This is a genomic window from Streptomyces sp. NPDC091412, assembly GCF_044756885.1.
Lineage (GTDB): Bacteria > Actinomycetota > Actinomycetes > Streptomycetales > Streptomycetaceae > Streptomyces.
Map to the genome: position 1 here is coordinate 173110 of NZ_JBIVTV010000002.1, position 13259 is coordinate 186368.

At 71.7% G+C, this 13259-nt stretch carries 14 protein-coding genes; 8 read left to right on the plus strand and 6 right to left on the minus strand.

Features of this window, described 5'->3' with window-relative positions; genetic code table 11:
- The first annotated feature begins 454 nt into the window (after positions 1-454).
- From ACIQMV_RS04910 to rfbD, 3 genes are all read left to right on the plus strand, one after another.
- A complete protein-coding gene (locus tag ACIQMV_RS04910; protein WP_402591175.1) occupies positions 455-667 on the plus strand; it encodes a hypothetical protein in 213 nt (70 codons plus the stop codon).
- A 192-nt stretch (positions 668-859) separates the two neighbouring features.
- Positions 860-1834, plus strand: a complete 975-nt coding sequence (gene rfbB, locus ACIQMV_RS04915) for a dTDP-glucose 4,6-dehydratase (protein ID WP_402591177.1) — start codon at positions 860-862, stop codon at positions 1832-1834.
- On the plus strand, positions 1831-2748 hold the full coding sequence (gene rfbD / locus ACIQMV_RS04920; RefSeq protein ID WP_402591179.1) for a dTDP-4-dehydrorhamnose reductase: 918 nt from the start codon (positions 1831-1833) through the stop codon (positions 2746-2748). Before rfbB ends, rfbD begins: the two co-directional genes overlap by 4 nt.
- Before the next feature lie 82 nt (positions 2749-2830).
- Here rfbD and ACIQMV_RS04925 read toward each other — a convergent pair whose 3' ends face one another.
- The 4 genes from ACIQMV_RS04925 to ACIQMV_RS04940 form a co-directional block, all read right to left on the minus strand.
- Positions 2831-4105 carry a glycosyltransferase gene (locus ACIQMV_RS04925; protein ID WP_402591181.1) on the minus strand — a complete coding sequence of 425 codons (1275 nt, stop codon included), beginning with the start codon at positions 4103-4105 and terminating at the stop codon, positions 2831-2833.
- The gene (locus ACIQMV_RS04930; RefSeq protein ID WP_402591182.1) at positions 4102-4725 is read right to left on the minus strand and encodes a tetratricopeptide repeat protein; all 624 of its coding nucleotides are present in this window, start codon (positions 4723-4725) and stop codon (positions 4102-4104) included. Before ACIQMV_RS04930 ends, ACIQMV_RS04925 begins: the two co-directional genes overlap by 4 nt.
- A gap of 315 nt (positions 4726-5040) precedes the next feature.
- A complete protein-coding gene (locus ACIQMV_RS04935) occupies positions 5041-5472 on the minus strand; it encodes a hypothetical protein (RefSeq protein ID WP_402591184.1) in 432 nt (143 codons plus the stop codon).
- A 102-nt stretch (positions 5473-5574) separates the two neighbouring features.
- A complete protein-coding gene (locus tag ACIQMV_RS04940) occupies positions 5575-6786 on the minus strand; it encodes a pyridoxal phosphate-dependent aminotransferase (protein ID WP_141358937.1) in 1212 nt (403 codons plus the stop codon).
- A gap of 217 nt (positions 6787-7003) precedes the next feature.
- Between ACIQMV_RS04940 and ACIQMV_RS04945 the strand changes: the two genes are divergently transcribed.
- Positions 7004-7879 carry a trypsin-like serine peptidase gene (locus ACIQMV_RS04945; RefSeq protein ID WP_402591187.1) on the plus strand — a complete coding sequence of 292 codons (876 nt, stop codon included), beginning with the start codon at positions 7004-7006 and terminating at the stop codon, positions 7877-7879.
- Positions 7880-7930: 51 nt separating this feature from the next.
- On the opposite strand, the gene ACIQMV_RS04950 is transcribed toward ACIQMV_RS04945, so the two are convergent.
- Positions 7931-9574, minus strand: coding sequence for an amidohydrolase family protein (locus ACIQMV_RS04950; protein ID WP_402591189.1), 1644 nt, complete (start codon positions 9572-9574; stop codon positions 7931-7933).
- A gap of 20 nt (positions 9575-9594) precedes the next feature.
- Positions 9595-10860 (minus strand): amino acid deaminase, encoded by a 1266-nt coding sequence (locus tag ACIQMV_RS04955; RefSeq protein WP_402591190.1) that lies wholly within the window; start codon positions 10858-10860, stop codon positions 9595-9597.
- Positions 10861-10919: 59 nt separating this feature from the next.
- Between ACIQMV_RS04955 and ACIQMV_RS04960 the strand changes: the two genes are divergently transcribed.
- The 4 genes from ACIQMV_RS04960 to ACIQMV_RS04975 all read left to right on the plus strand — a co-directional run bounded on the left by ACIQMV_RS04960 (position 10920) and on the right by ACIQMV_RS04975 (position 13226).
- Positions 10920-11351 (plus strand): hypothetical protein, encoded by a 432-nt coding sequence (locus ACIQMV_RS04960; RefSeq protein WP_402591192.1) that lies wholly within the window; start codon positions 10920-10922, stop codon positions 11349-11351.
- Entirely contained in the window at positions 11348-12109 is a 762-nt protein-coding gene (locus tag ACIQMV_RS04965; protein WP_402591194.1) for an IclR family transcriptional regulator, read from the plus strand. The genes ACIQMV_RS04960 and ACIQMV_RS04965 overlap by 4 nt, the downstream gene beginning before the upstream one ends.
- Positions 12106-12525: a RidA family protein gene (locus ACIQMV_RS04970; RefSeq protein WP_402591196.1), complete on the plus strand. Its 420-nt coding sequence runs from the start codon at positions 12106-12108 to the stop codon at positions 12523-12525. The genes ACIQMV_RS04965 and ACIQMV_RS04970 overlap by 4 nt, the downstream gene beginning before the upstream one ends.
- A gap of 77 nt (positions 12526-12602) precedes the next feature.
- Entirely contained in the window at positions 12603-13226 is a 624-nt protein-coding gene (locus ACIQMV_RS04975) for a hypothetical protein (protein ID WP_402591198.1), read from the plus strand.
- Positions 13227-13259: the final 33 nt, after the last annotated feature.

Genomic DNA, 13259 nt, shown 5'->3' on the forward strand with positions numbered 1-13259 from the left:
GGTCACTGGTGCGACCGGTCCGCAGGGTGACACGGGGGTCACTGGTGCGACCGGTCCGCAGGGCGACACTGGTGCGATCGGTCCTCAGGGCGACACTGGTGCGATCGGTCCAATGGGGCCGCAGGGAACCCAGGGCGACACCGGGGCCACGGGTGCGACGGGCGCGACCGGTCCGCAGGGTGACACGGGTGCCACTGGTGCGACCGGTGCCACGGGTCCGCAGGGAACCCAGGGTGACACGGGTGCGACCGGTGCCACGGGCGCGACCGGTCCGGTGGGTCCGCAGGGTGATACGGGTGCGACCGGCCTGACCGGTGCCACGGGCCCGCAAGGCGACCCGGGTGCCACTGGTGCGACCGGTGCCACGGGTCCGCAGGGAACCCAGGGCGACACGGGGGCCACGGGTGCGACGGGCGCGACCGGTGCCACGGGTCCGCAGGGCGCCCAGGGCGCGGTGGCCACCACCGTCGTGACCGGGGCTGCCGGACCGCAGTCGACGGCCACCTGCCCCGTCGGCCAGTCGGCCGTCAGCGGCGGCTACCAGGACACCGCTGCCACCTCCGGTGCCAGCCAGAGTGCCCCGATCGGCGGCTCCCCCGCCACGGGGTGGCAGGCCACCAGCAACGACGGCACGGATGTCACGGCCTTCGTGATCTGCAGCCCGTGACCCCTGGGTGAGCGGCGGTACGGTGCGGTGCAGGCCGTCCGTCCCGCCTCGGAACGAGTGACGGACGGTGCCCCCGAGGTTTCGGCCTCGCGGGCACCGTTCGCGTTCTGCCACATCGCACTCGACAACATGAGCCTCAATCGGCCCCGCCTGTGGATTCTGGACGTCGGGCCGCAACACACTCGGAGAACCATGCGCATCCTTGTGACCGGCGGCGCCGGATTCATCGGTTCGGAATACGTCCGCCGACGGCTGGCCTCCGATCCGACCGCGCGGATCACCGTCCTCGACAAGCTCACGTATTCGGGCGTCGAGGCCAATCTGGCGTCGGTGGCGGAACATCCCGGACACACCTTCGTCCGGGGCGACATCTGCGACCCGGACGTGGTCGGCCAGGTCATGGCGGGCCAGGACGCGGTGGTCCATTTCGCCGCCGAGTCGCACGTGGACCGGTCGATCGACGGGGCGGGCGCCTTCGTCCGCACCAATGTGACGGGCACCCAGGTGCTCCTGGACGCGGCCCATCGCCACCGCGTGGGCCGTTTCGTGCACGTGTCCACCGACGAGGTGTACGGCTCGATCGGCGAAGGATCGTGGACCGAGGAGTGTCCGCTCGCTCCGAACTCCCCGTACTCCGCTTCCAAGGCCGGCTCCGACCTGCTGGCCCTCGCCTACCACCGCACCCACGGCCTGGACGTGGTCGTCACCCGGTGCACCAACAACTACGGGCCCCACCAGTTCCCCGAGAAGGTCGTCCCGCTCTTCATCACCCGCCTGATCGACGGGAGGACGGTTCCCCTGTACGGCGACGGCCGCAACGTCCGCGACTGGCTGCACGTCTCCGACCACTGTCGGGGCATTGACCTGGTCCTGCACGGCGGCAGGGCCGGGCAGGTCTACCACATCGGCGGCGGCACGGAGCTGACCAACCACAAGCTCACCGGCCTGCTGCTGGACGCGGTCGGCGCGGACTGGGACCGGGTCGAGCACGTCGCCGACCGCAAGGGCCACGACCTGCGCTACTCGCTGGACGACCGCAAGATCCGCGAACAGCTCGGCTACGCCCCGCGGGTGGAGTTCGCCGAAGGCCTCGCCGCCACGGTCTCCTGGTACCGCGCACACCGCGCCTGGTGGGAGCCGCTCGTGGAGAGGGCCGGGCTGCGATGAGCACCGGATGGCTGGTGACCGGCGCGCGCGGGCTCCTCGGTCAGGACGTGCTCACCGAACTCACCGCGGAGCCGGACACGGTGGTGACCGGACTGAGCCGTGACCGGCTGGACATCACCGATCCCTCCGCCGTGCGCGAGGCCGTCCGGGGCCACCGCGTGGTCGTCAACTGCGCCGCCTGGACGGACGTCGACGGCGCCGAGCGGTCCGAGGCGGCGGCCACGGCCGTCAACGGCACGGGCGTACGCCATCTGGCACGGGCCTGCGCGGAGGCGGGCGCGCTCCTGCTGCACGTCTCCACCGACTACGTGTTCCCGGGCGACCGCCGCAGCCCCTACCCCGAGGACGCGCCCACGGCACCCGTCAACGCGTACGGGCGCGGCAAACTGGCGGGTGAGCGAGCCGTCCTCGAACGCCTGCCGCACACCGGCTACATCGTGCGCACCGCCTGGCTCTACGGGACGCACGGCCGCAACTTCGTGGCCACCATGCTCGAACTCGCCGCCCGGCGCGAGACCCTGGACGTGGTGGCCGACCAGCACGGACAGCCCACCTGGTCCCGCGCCCTCGCCCGGCGGCTGACGGCCCTCGGCCGTGCCGCCCTGGCCGGGCGGGCACCGGCCGGCACGTACCACGGCACGGCGGCCGGCCACACCACGTGGTACGGCCTGGCGCGGGAGACCTTCCGCCTCGCGGGCCTCGATCCGGAGCGGATCCGCCCGGTCGGCTCGGAGAGGTTCCCGCGCCCGGCGGCCCGTCCGGCGTTCGGCGTCCTCGGGCACGGCAACTGGACCCGATGCGGTCTGCCGCCCCTGGAGCGATGGGACGACCAGCTGACCGCGGCCCTCGCCGAGCCGTCCTTCGCCGCACTGGCCGCCACGGCACGCGCGAACGGCACACGCCTCACGGTCTGATCAGCCGGGCCGCGTGCCCGGGACAAGGAGAGGCGCCCCGGCGGAACCTGACGGTCCGCCGGGGCGCCTTCGCGTGCGGGCGCTAGACCAGCAGCGGTCCTCCGCACCGCTCGGCGCCCTCCTTCATCGCGATGAGGTTGGCGACGACGTAGGAGATGTTGTTCCGGGAGTGCCACTCGCTGGGGAAGTACGTGACCAGGCGCGAGGACTGGAACCTGGCCTGGATCTCGGGCACGAAGGTGCGGTACTGGTTGTCCGTGTAGTACCAGAACGAGTTCTCGTTGTAGTAGGCGACGTGGGTCGGGTCCTGGTACGCGCCGCGGCCGTCGGAGCTGGGCGTCATGGTGAGGAGCATGCCGCCGGGCGCCAGCAGCCGGTACAACTCGTTGATCAGCGGCACTTTCGCGGGCACGTGCTCGAGGAAGTCCACCGCCCGCATCAGGCCGACGGAGTCGTCGGGCAGGTCCAGCTTTCCGGGCAGGGTCGCGACGATGTCGACGCCGTCTCCCGCGTACTGGTCCACGCCCAGGTAGCCCGGCGGCTTGCGGTGGGCCGCGCCGAGGTCCAGGGCGAGCAGGCCGCGACGCTGGGTCCAGGCCAGGGCGTTGGCCTCGATGTACTTGTCGTACAGGGCGACCGTCTCGCGCTGGATGTGCGCGTTGATCTCCGGGTCGCGCTGGGTGTTCGCCGGGTGCATCCGCTGGAGGTACAGGCAGCGGTCGATGTGCTGGAAGTCGCCGACGTGGAACAGACGGCACATCAGGTCCTGGTCGTCCAGCACGGTGCGGGAGGCGTCGTACCCGCCGGCCTTCTCGTAGCTCTCCTTGCGGAACGCCCGCACGTGGTTCGGCGCGTACCAGATGTAGGAGACGTTGTGCGGCGTGGGTTCCATGGAGACGGCCTGGAGCAGCTTGCGGCCGTCGACCCGCACCTCCTCGAACTTCCAGCCGTGCGCCTCGTTGAAGCGGGAGTTGTCCCGCTTGCCGTCCTCGGTGATCTGCGCGGTGTTGCTGTAGACGAGGACGGCGTCGGGATGCGCGTCGAACGCCTTGCCCAGCTCGGCCAGGCACGCCTTCGCCAGCAGGTCGTCGTGGTCGAGCTCGACCAGGATCTCCCCGCGGGCCAGCTCGCAGGCCCTGCGCTTGGCCGCTCCGACGCCGCTGACGTCGTCCGCGATCTCCACACGGACCCGGTCGTCGTGCTGCTCGGGCCGCCACCGGGCGCCGTTGTTGAGCAGGACGATCCACTCCCAGTCCGGGCAGGTCTGCGCCTGAAGGGTCCTGAGGCACTCATCGAGGAAGCGGGGCTGGTGGCTGGGTGTGAAGACGGAGAACCTCGGTGTCGCAGTCGACGTCATCTGGTGGCACCTGCCTTACTCGATGTCGGTGTGGGGCTTACCTTGTCCCGGAACGCCTCCGGGATCGCGGAGTGCAGCGAGGGATCGGCCGCGACGGCCCGGCCGAACTCCTCCTCGGCCTCGTCGTCACGGTCCTTCTGCGCCAGGATCAGGCCGAGTTGGAGGTGGGCCGTGGCGGCCCTGGGCGTGGCGGCGATGGCGCGCTGCAGGAGCGTGACGGCCTGGCCCGGGTCGCGCGGTTTCACCAGGACCGCCTTGTTGTAGAGGGCCGAGGCGTACTTCGGGTCGATCTTCAGCGCCTCGTCGTAGGCCTTACGGGCATCGTCGGCCCTGCCTTCCTGGTGGGCGATGACACCGAGGTCGTACCAGGCGACCTTGTTGCGCGGATCGAGTTCCAGCACGCGCCGGAAGGTCCGGGTCGCCCCGACGTAATCGCGGTACTGCACCTGGAGGTTGCCCGCTTGCAGAAGCGTGGCCGCCTCTTGCGACGTGTGGCCCTGCGCGGTCTTGGATTCCGGGGAGGTCGCGGTCGTCGGGTGGGACGTGATCGCCCAGGAGGTCACCCCGGTGGCAACTGCGCCCGCACCGACGAGCGTCACCCACAATCGCCTACGTTTCACTTTGTCACATTTCGTGGAATAGTGAGGGACGGACAGAGGTGGCACTTCTCGTGCGGCCGGAACCGGAGGGCGGGTCCTACCGGTGCTACCGGTGCCGACGGGCTGGAGTCCGAACCACCGTCATGTGCGCCGACGTTACGAGGCCGACTTGCCGACGTCGCCGTTCGGCAGGCATGTGGGGCGTACAGACCACTCGAATGTACGCATGAAACGCGGCGTGACGGTACGCGCGTTCATGGCGCCCGGCCCGCGCGTCGCTGCGGGTGCGCGCGGACCGGGGCCGATCAAGGAGCCCCTGGTCGGGGCTGGTGAGCACTAGCCGGCGGCGCTCAGCTTCCGCGGTTCGCCCTGCGCGGCCGCGTGCGCGTCCATCCGTTCGGCCGCCAGGATCGCCGCCGCGGTGTCCGCCCGGGAGGCGGCGACGACGAGCGCGCGGCCGGCGAGCGCGTGCGCCCGCTGGTGCAGCGCCGACGGTTCGCGGGCGGCGGTCAGCGGACCGCGGGCCGGAGCGTGGCCTCCCCCCAGCCGGGCCACCTGGTCGGCGAGCCGCTCGGCCGCGGTGTCCAGGTCGGTGGAGGGGACCAGTGCGCGCAGCTCGTCCGTGACGGCGAGCAGCGCCGCGAGATGGCCCGCGAGCTGGATGTCCAGCTCCTCCTCGCGGGAGCGGTGGGGGAAGTCGGACGTGCTGCCGGCCATCGGGCTCCGGACGGACCTGCCGGAGGGCCCGGTGCGGATCGGTTCGTACATGGGATGGCCTCCTGTGCGCTGACGGAAAACATCCTAGCTTAGAACGCGTCTAAAGTTGAGTCCGTTCGCGGAATCGGCCCGCAGAGGCACCGAACGTGAGCGTCAGGCCTGGCTGTAGCCGTCCAGGAAGGTGCCGATCCGTCCCACCGCGTCCCGCAGGTCGCCGACCGAGGGGAGCGTGACGACCCGGAAGTGGTCCGGTTCCGGCCAGTTGAATCCCGTGCCCTGGACGACCATGATCTTCTCGCGGCGCAGCAGGTCCAGGACCATCCGCCGGTCGTCCTTGATCTTGAAGACCGCGGGGTCCAGGCGCGGGAAGAGGTACAGCGCGCCCTTCGGCCGTACGCAGGTCACGCCCGGGATCTGCGTGAGCAGCTCGTAGGCGACGTCCATCTGCTCCTTCAGCCGCCCGCCCGGCAGGACCAGCTCGTTGATGCTCTGCCGTCCGCTGAGCGCGGCCACCACGCCGTGCTGGCCCGGCATGTTCGCGCACAGGCGCATGTTCGCCAGGATCGTCAGGCCCTCGAGGTAGGAGTCGGCGTGCGCGCGGGGGCCGGAGACGGACATCCAGCCCACCCGGTAGCCGGCGACCCGGTACGCCTTGGACATGCCGTTGAACGTCAGGGTCAGCAGGTCCGGCGCGACCGACGCGGTCGGGGTGTGCGTGGCGTCGTCGTAGAGGATCTTGTCGTAGATCTCGTCGGAGCAGACCAGCAGGTTGTGCCGGCGGGCGATGTCGGTCAGCCCCTTGAGCACGGCCGGGTCGTAGACCGCGCCGGTGGGGTTGTTGGGGTTGATGATGACGATCGCCTTGGTGCGGTCGGTGACCTTGCGCTCCACGTCGGCGAGGTCGGGCATCCAGTCGGACTGCTCGTCGCAGCGGTAGTGGACGGCGGTGCCGCCGGACAGGGAGACCGCGGCCGTCCACAGGGGGTAGTCCGGTGCCGGTACGAGGACCTCGTCGCCGTCGTCGAGCAGCCCCTGCATGGCCATCACGATCAGCTCGGAGACGCCGTTGCCGATGAAGACGTGCTCGACGTCCGTCTCGATCCCGAGGGTCTGGTTGTGCATGACGACCGCGCGCCGGGCGGCCAGCAGGCCCTTGGCGTCGCCGTAACCGTGGGCCGTTGAGACGTTGCGGAGGATGTCCTCCAGGATCTCCGGCGGGCACTCGAAGCCGAACGCCGCCGGGTTGCCCGTGTTCAGCTTCAGGATGCGGTGACCGGCCGCCTCCAGGCGCATCGCCTCCTCGAGCACCGGGCCCCGGATCTCGTAACAGACGTTGGCGAGCTTGGTCGACTGGATCACCTGCATGTCGAGGAGCTTACGGCCGGGTATCGCCCGATGGCTCGTGTTTTCCACCACGTGAGACGTCTGCGTGTCGGCTCGCGCCGCCGCGGCAGGGCAGGGAAAGCCCTACGGCCCCGGACCGCTCCCTTGTTGCGGCACCCCTCTGCATTCACAATGCGCATGACAAAGAACGGCGGCCGGAAGATCTCCGGTCGCCTCCGTCGCAAGAGGGGACCCCCGCATGAGAAAGCCTCTCGTCGCCGCGCTGTTCGCCCTGGTGATCGCCGGGGCGGGCGCGGTACCCGCGGCCGCCGCGCCCGCACCCGAGCAGAGCGCCTCCCGGGTGACCGGCGCAGACCGTGCGACGGCCGCACCCGCGCTCGCGGCCGTCGACTTCGCCGGCACCGTCGCGCTGAGCAACTGCTCCGGTTCGGTCGTCCGCCTCCCCGGTTCCGCGGACGGCGACCCGGCGCTCGTGCTCAGCAACGGCCACTGCCTGGAGACCGGCTTCCCGTCGCCCGGCCAGGTCATCGTGGGCCAGACGTCCAGCCGCACCTTCGGCCTGCTCAACTCGGCCGGCACCCAGGTCGCGACGCTCCGGGCGAACAAGGTCGTCTACTCGACCATGACCGACACGGACGTCACGATCTACCAGCTCACCAGCACCTACGCGCAGATCAAGAGCTCCTACGGCATCAACGCGCTGAACCTGAGCGACACCCACCCGGTCGCCGGCACCGCCATCAAGGTGGTCTCCGGCTACTGGAAGCGGATCTACAGCTGCAACATCGACGGCTTCGTCTACCGCCTGAAGGAGGGGAACTGGACCTGGAAGGACTCGGTACGCTACACCTCCGCCTGCGACACGATCGGCGGCACGTCCGGCTCGCCCGTCATCGACACCGCCACCGGCAAGGTCGTCGCCGTCAACAACACCGGCAACGAGAGCGGCGGCCGCTGCACCGTGAACAACCCGTGCGAGGTCGACGCGAACGGCACCATCACCGTCCGGCAGGGCATCAACTACGCCGAGCAGACCTACCAGATCCCCGCCTGCTTCGGCGCCAGCAACCAGCTCGACCTGACCAGGAGCGGCTGCACCCTGCCCAAGCCCTGACCGGAGAAGCACAGGGCGGGGCGGGCGGTCGGCGCATCCAGACGAGAGACCCTAGGTCCGGCGGACCGCCCGCCCCGCCAGTACGTCGGTGCGCCGGCCGTCCTCGATCACGAACCGGCCGTCGATCAGGACGTACGGAATCCCCGTCGGCAGCGCGCGCGGCCGCTCGAAGGTCGAGCCCGGCGCGACCGTGGCCGGGTCGAACAGGACCAGGTCGGCCCGGTACCCCTCGCGGACCACACCCCGGTCCGGCAGCCGCAGCCGGGCCGCCGGGCGCCCGGAGAGGTGCGCGACACACTCCTCCAGCGACAGCACGCCCAACTCCCGTACGTACCGGCCGAGGTACCGCGGGAAAGTGCCGTAGGCCCGCGGATGCGGCTTGGTGCCCCGCAGGATGCCGTCGGAGCCACCGGTGTGGACGCGGTGGCGCATGATCGCCCGGACGTTCTCCTCGTGGCCGACGTGCTGGAGGACCGTCGTGCCCAGCCGGTCCTCCACCAGCAGCCGCCGGGCGGTGGTCCACGGCTCCTCGCCGCGCCGGGCCGCCGCTTCCCGGACCGTCAGACCGACGTACTCGGAGAGCGCGGGGACGGTGACCCCGGAGATCTCGATCGTCTCCCACTCCACCGGAACCCCGTGGCAGCCGTCCGAGCCGGTCACCTCCAGGTGCCGGCGGATCCGCTCCGCAGTGTCCTCGCCGGCGAGCCGCCCGAGGACCGCCTCCGGGCCGCCCTCGCCCGCCCAGCTCGGCAGCAGGGCCACCAGGGTGGTGCAGCCGGGGGTGTAGGGGTACGTGTCCAGGGTGATGTCGGCGCCGGCGGCGAGTGCCTCGTCGAGGAGGGCCAGCAGATCACCGGCGCGGCCCTGGTTCGGGGCGAAGTTCATGGTGGCGTGTGCCAGGTGCAGCGGGCAGCCCGCCTCGCGCGCGAGCCGCACTGTCTCCGCGTACGCCTCCAGGGCTCCGGCGCCGTAACTGCGGTGGTGCGGGCAGTAGTAGCCGCCGTGCGCCGCCACCACCCGGCACAGCTCGGTCAGTTCGGCGTCCCCCGCGTACATCCCGGGGGTGTAGGTGAGCCCGGCGGACATGCCGACCGCGCCCTGCTCCATGCCCTCGGCGACCAACCGCCGCATCCGGTCCAGCTCTTCGGGCGTGGCCGCGCGGTCCTCCCAGCCGACGGCGAGCGCGCGGACGGTGCCCTGCGGGACCAGGTAGGCGGCGTTGACGGCGATGCCCTCGCCGTCGAAGCCGTGGTCGAGCCGGTCCAGGTACTCGCCCACCGAACGCCAGGTGAAGTCGACGTCGTCGCCGTCGCCGTTCCAGCCGCTGATCGCCCGGCGCACCTCGGCGAGGGTGCGGTCGTCGACCGGCGCGTACGACAGCCCGTCCTGCCCGACGACCTCCAGCGTGACGCCCTGCGCGGCCTTCGCGCTGTGGTCGGGGTCGCGCAGCAGGGCGAGGTCGCTGTGGGCGTGCATGTCGATGAAGCCCGGGGCCAGCACCAGGCCCTCCGCGTCCAGTTCCCGGCGTGCCCGCGGGCGCTGGCAGCCGGCCGCCGCGGCCTCCTTGACGACGGAGACGATCCTGCCGTCCTTGACGGCCACGTCGGCGCGGTAGGAGGAGGCGCCGGTGCCGTCGGCCACGTCCGCGTCCCGGATGACGAGATCCGCGTAGTCGGCGAGCTCCACCGGGTCCATGGCGGCGCCTCCCGAAGTCCCTAGAAGAACGTACGGACGTATTCGACGACGGTACCGTCCGCCTCGGCCACCGGGATGAGGGGCCACTTGTCGAAGGACGTGCACGGGTGGGAGAGCCCCAGGCCGACCCAGTCGCCGACCTCCAGCTCCGCCCCGGAGGCGGTGCTCAGCCAGGCGTGCTGGTCGGACAGGCCGGTGACCTCCACCCCCGTCGCCGGGCGTTCGACGCCGTCCCGGCGCACCACCTGGGCGAAGGGCAGGTCGAGGTCGTAGGCGGCGTCCCGCTTGCCCGCGTTGGCGAAGGCCTGTTCCGGGCTGGGGCGGGAGACGACCTGCGCCCAGAGGCGGAAGGCGGGCTCCAGGGCGCCCTCCGCGGGGACGCGGTTGAAGGGCGTGATCCTGCGGTAGTGCCCGTCGTCGTGCGAGACGTACGCGCCCGAGCGCAGCAACTTCATTACCGGCCGGGAGAGTTCGGGGATCCCGGCGAACACCTCGGCCACCGTGTCGAACCAGGCGCTGCCGCCCGCGCTCACCACGATCTCCTCTGTGTGCGCGAACTTCCCGGCCTTGTCGAGGTCCACGGCCAGGGCGACGAGCCGGGCCAGCCACGCCCGTACCCGCTCCGGGTCGGCCTGCGGCACCTCGCCCTCGTAACCGGCGACCCCGACGAGACGCAGGCTGTCCGCGGCCGCCACCGCGTCGGCGATCGCCAGGCACTCGGCCTCCGTGCGCACTCCGGTCCGTGCGCCCTCCCCGGCTCCCAGCTCGACGACCACGTCCACCGGGCGGGCGGCCCCCTCCAGCGCCTCGTCCATCAGCCGCACCCCGCGCACGGAGTCGACGTAGCAGACGAAGCGGAAGGAGGGATCGGCGGCCAGTTCCGCGGCGACCCAGCGCAGGGCCGCCGGGTCCACCAGCTCGTTGGCCAGGAAGACCCGGCTGATGCCGAACGCCCGGGCCACGCGCACCTGGTGCGGCACCGCGAGCGTGATGCCCCAGGCGCCGTGCTCCAGCTGGCGGTGGAAGAGCTGCGGGGCCATGGAGGTCTTGCCGTGCGGGGCGAAGGCGAGGCCGTGGCGGGCCGCGTAGGTCTCCATCAGCTTCAGGTTGTGCTCCAGGCGCTCGGCGGAGAGAGCGAGCACGGGCGTGCTGAAGCCGTCGGTGAAGAGGTTGCGGCGCTGGGCGGTCAGCTCGCCGACGGTCAGGCCGTCCGCGTCCGGCGGGAGGCCCTTGAAACGGTGGTCGACGCGTTCCTCGGCCAGCCGGGCGAGCGCTTCCGTGCTCATCGAGCCCCCTTCAGAATCGTTGCAATATGTGCAACGTTCATTGCGTACAGTGCTTATCGGTGTCTAGCATCTCGCCGAAGTCGGGTCAATGTCCGTGGCCGGCCGGGTCGATGCCGGCGCCCCGGAACCCGAAGGGAGTCACCATCTCCGACGCCGCCCGCGGAACGTCCGGCGCACCCGCCGTCGTGGACGTCGTCACGCTCGGCGAGCCGATGGTCACGTTCCCGCCCACCTGTCCGGGCCGTCTGGCCGGCATGCCCACCTTCGAGCGGGCCGCCGGCGGTGCCGGGCCCGATGCGGCCCGCGCCCTCGCCGCGGCCGGGCGCCCCGGTACCGCGCTCACCGTCCCCGGCGGTCTCGCCACGCCTCCCGTCCGGCACCACGCCGACCGGCCGGCCGTCCCGGGCGAGGCGGCGTGGGGAAGACTGCGACTCGGCCCCGGCCGGACGGGCTCCGCGCAAGGGGCCGAGGAGGAGGTACGTACGCCATGAGCCAGACCGTCGACCGGGCGCTGAGCATCCTGCCGCTGCTCGCCGAGGGTCCCGCCGATCTCGGGCGGGTCGCCGACCGCCTCGGCGTCCACAAGTCCACCGCGCTGCGGCTGCTGCGCACCCTCCACCAGCACGGGCTCGTCCACCGCCAGTCCGACCAGCGCTACCGGCTCGGCGCCCGGCTCTTCGCCCTCGCCCAGGAGGCGATGGAGAGCCTCGACGTGCGGGAGATCGCCCATCCCCACCTGCTGGGCCTCGGCGAGCAGTGCGGGCACACCGTGCACCTGGCCGTCCACGAGGACGACGAGGTGCTCTACATCGACAAGGTGGACAGCCGCTACCCGGTGCGCATGTACTCCCGGATCGGCAAACCCGTCGCCATCACCGTCGCGGCCGTGGCCAAGCTGCTGCTCGCCGACCTGTCCGAGGCCGAGCGGCGCGTGATCGCCCGGAGGCTCGACTACCCCATGTACACGGCCCGTTCGACACCGAACGCCGCCGCCTTCCTGAAGGAGCTGGCGACGGTGCGCGAACAGGGCTGGGCCGCCGACCTCGGCGGCCACGAGGAGTCCATCAACTGCGTCGCCGCGCCCATCCGCGGCGCGGACGGCCGGGTGGTCGCCGCGATGTCGGTCTCCGCGCCGAACGTCGTCGTCACCGCCGGCGAACTCCTCGCCCTGCTCCCGCTGGTGCGCCGTACCGCGGACGCCATCAGCGACGAGTTCTCCGGCAGAAACCCAGTGAAGGACCCCGTATGAGCGACACGACGGCCAAGATCGCCCTCACCCCCGCGACCCACACCACCCCGCCCGCGAAGTTCTCCCACGGGGTGCGGAAGGGCAACATCCTCCAGGTCGCCGGCCAGGTCGGCTTCCTGCCTGCCGAGGAGGGCGTGCCCCCCACGCCGGCCGGCCCGGCCCTGCGCGAGCAGACCCTCCAGACGCTCGCCAACGTCAAGGCGATCCTGGAGGAGGGCGGCGCGACCTGGGACGACGTGATGATGATCCGCGTCTACCTCACGGACGTGGACCACTTCGCGGAGATGAACGACCTCTACAACACCTACTTCGAGGAGCAGGGCCTCACCCAGCCGCCCGCCGCCCGCACCACCGTCTACGTCAGCCTGCCCGCGGGCCTGCTCATCGAGATCGACGCGCTCGCCGTGCTCGGCTGACGCGTCTTGGCCATCTTCGTATAACGAAGTCGGGGCTGGCTGTGTCCGGCACAGGTTCGTCGACCATACTGCCCGCTGTGGAGCAGCGCATAGGTTCGAGCAGCCAGCCCCTGAAGGCCGAGCCCGTGAAGGGTGCCGGGTTCGACCCGGCCCACATCCCCGGGCTCACCGCACCCGCGACGGCGGAACCGGAGGACGCCCGGCCGCGGCAGGCCGAGCAGCCGCCGGCCTCCGAGCCGCCGTCCGCCGCGGAGGCGGTCACGGACGACGCCGGGACCGCCGGGAAGGCGGAGCGGCAGGAGGAGGAGCGGTCGGAGGAGCGGCAGGAGGAAGTCGTCGACGGTCCGGTCTTCGAGGCCGCCGACCGCCGGGCCCGCATCGTCGCCGACCAGAGGGGCGTACGTCTCTGCCTGGACGACCAGGAGTGCGAGTTCCGCTGGGACGAGATCGGCGCCGTCGAGACGGCGACCCCCCGTTTCGGCAAGCGGTTCACCGTCACCGTCCACACTCCGGACCGGCGTTGGTACCCCATCGAGATCGAGGCCCCGGCCAGGGCACGCTTCGATGAATGGGAGACGCGACTGGACGCGGTCCTGGACGCGTACTTCGAGGACGGCGCGGCGGACGAGGACGCCGCGGCGGACGAGGACGGCACCGCCGACAAGGACGCGGCGGCCGAGCCGCCCACCGACGACGCCTGACCCCGCCGATCCCGACCCCGGCGGTACCGGGCC

Bases quoted from the DNA above. Each gene is read 5' to 3' on its own strand.
- ACIQMV_RS04940 (WP_141358937.1), bottom strand. From the start codon at position 6,786: ATGCAGGTGATCCAGTCGACCAAGCTCGCCAACGTCTGTTACGAGATC.
- ACIQMV_RS04935 (WP_402591184.1), bottom strand. From the start codon at position 5,472: ATGTACGAACCGATCCGCACCGGGCCCTCCGGCAGGTCCGTCCGGAGC.
- ACIQMV_RS04925 (WP_402591181.1), bottom strand. From the start codon at position 4,105: ATGACGTCGACTGCGACACCGAGGTTCTCCGTCTTCACACCCAGCCAC.
- ACIQMV_RS04965 (WP_402591194.1), top strand. From the start codon at position 11,348: ATGAGCCAGACCGTCGACCGGGCGCTGAGCATCCTGCCGCTGCTCGCC.
- rfbB (WP_402591177.1), top strand. From the start codon at position 860: ATGCGCATCCTTGTGACCGGCGGCGCCGGATTCATCGGTTCGGAATAC.
- ACIQMV_RS04970 (WP_402591196.1), top strand. From the start codon at position 12,106: ATGAGCGACACGACGGCCAAGATCGCCCTCACCCCCGCGACCCACACC.
- ACIQMV_RS04950 (WP_402591189.1), bottom strand. From the start codon at position 9,574: ATGGACCCGGTGGAGCTCGCCGACTACGCGGATCTCGTCATCCGGGAC.
- ACIQMV_RS04955 (WP_402591190.1), bottom strand. From the start codon at position 10,860: ATGAGCACGGAAGCGCTCGCCCGGCTGGCCGAGGAACGCGTCGACCAC.
- rfbD (WP_402591179.1), top strand. From the start codon at position 1,831: ATGAGCACCGGATGGCTGGTGACCGGCGCGCGCGGGCTCCTCGGTCAG.
- ACIQMV_RS04945 (WP_402591187.1), top strand. From the start codon at position 7,004: ATGAGAAAGCCTCTCGTCGCCGCGCTGTTCGCCCTGGTGATCGCCGGG.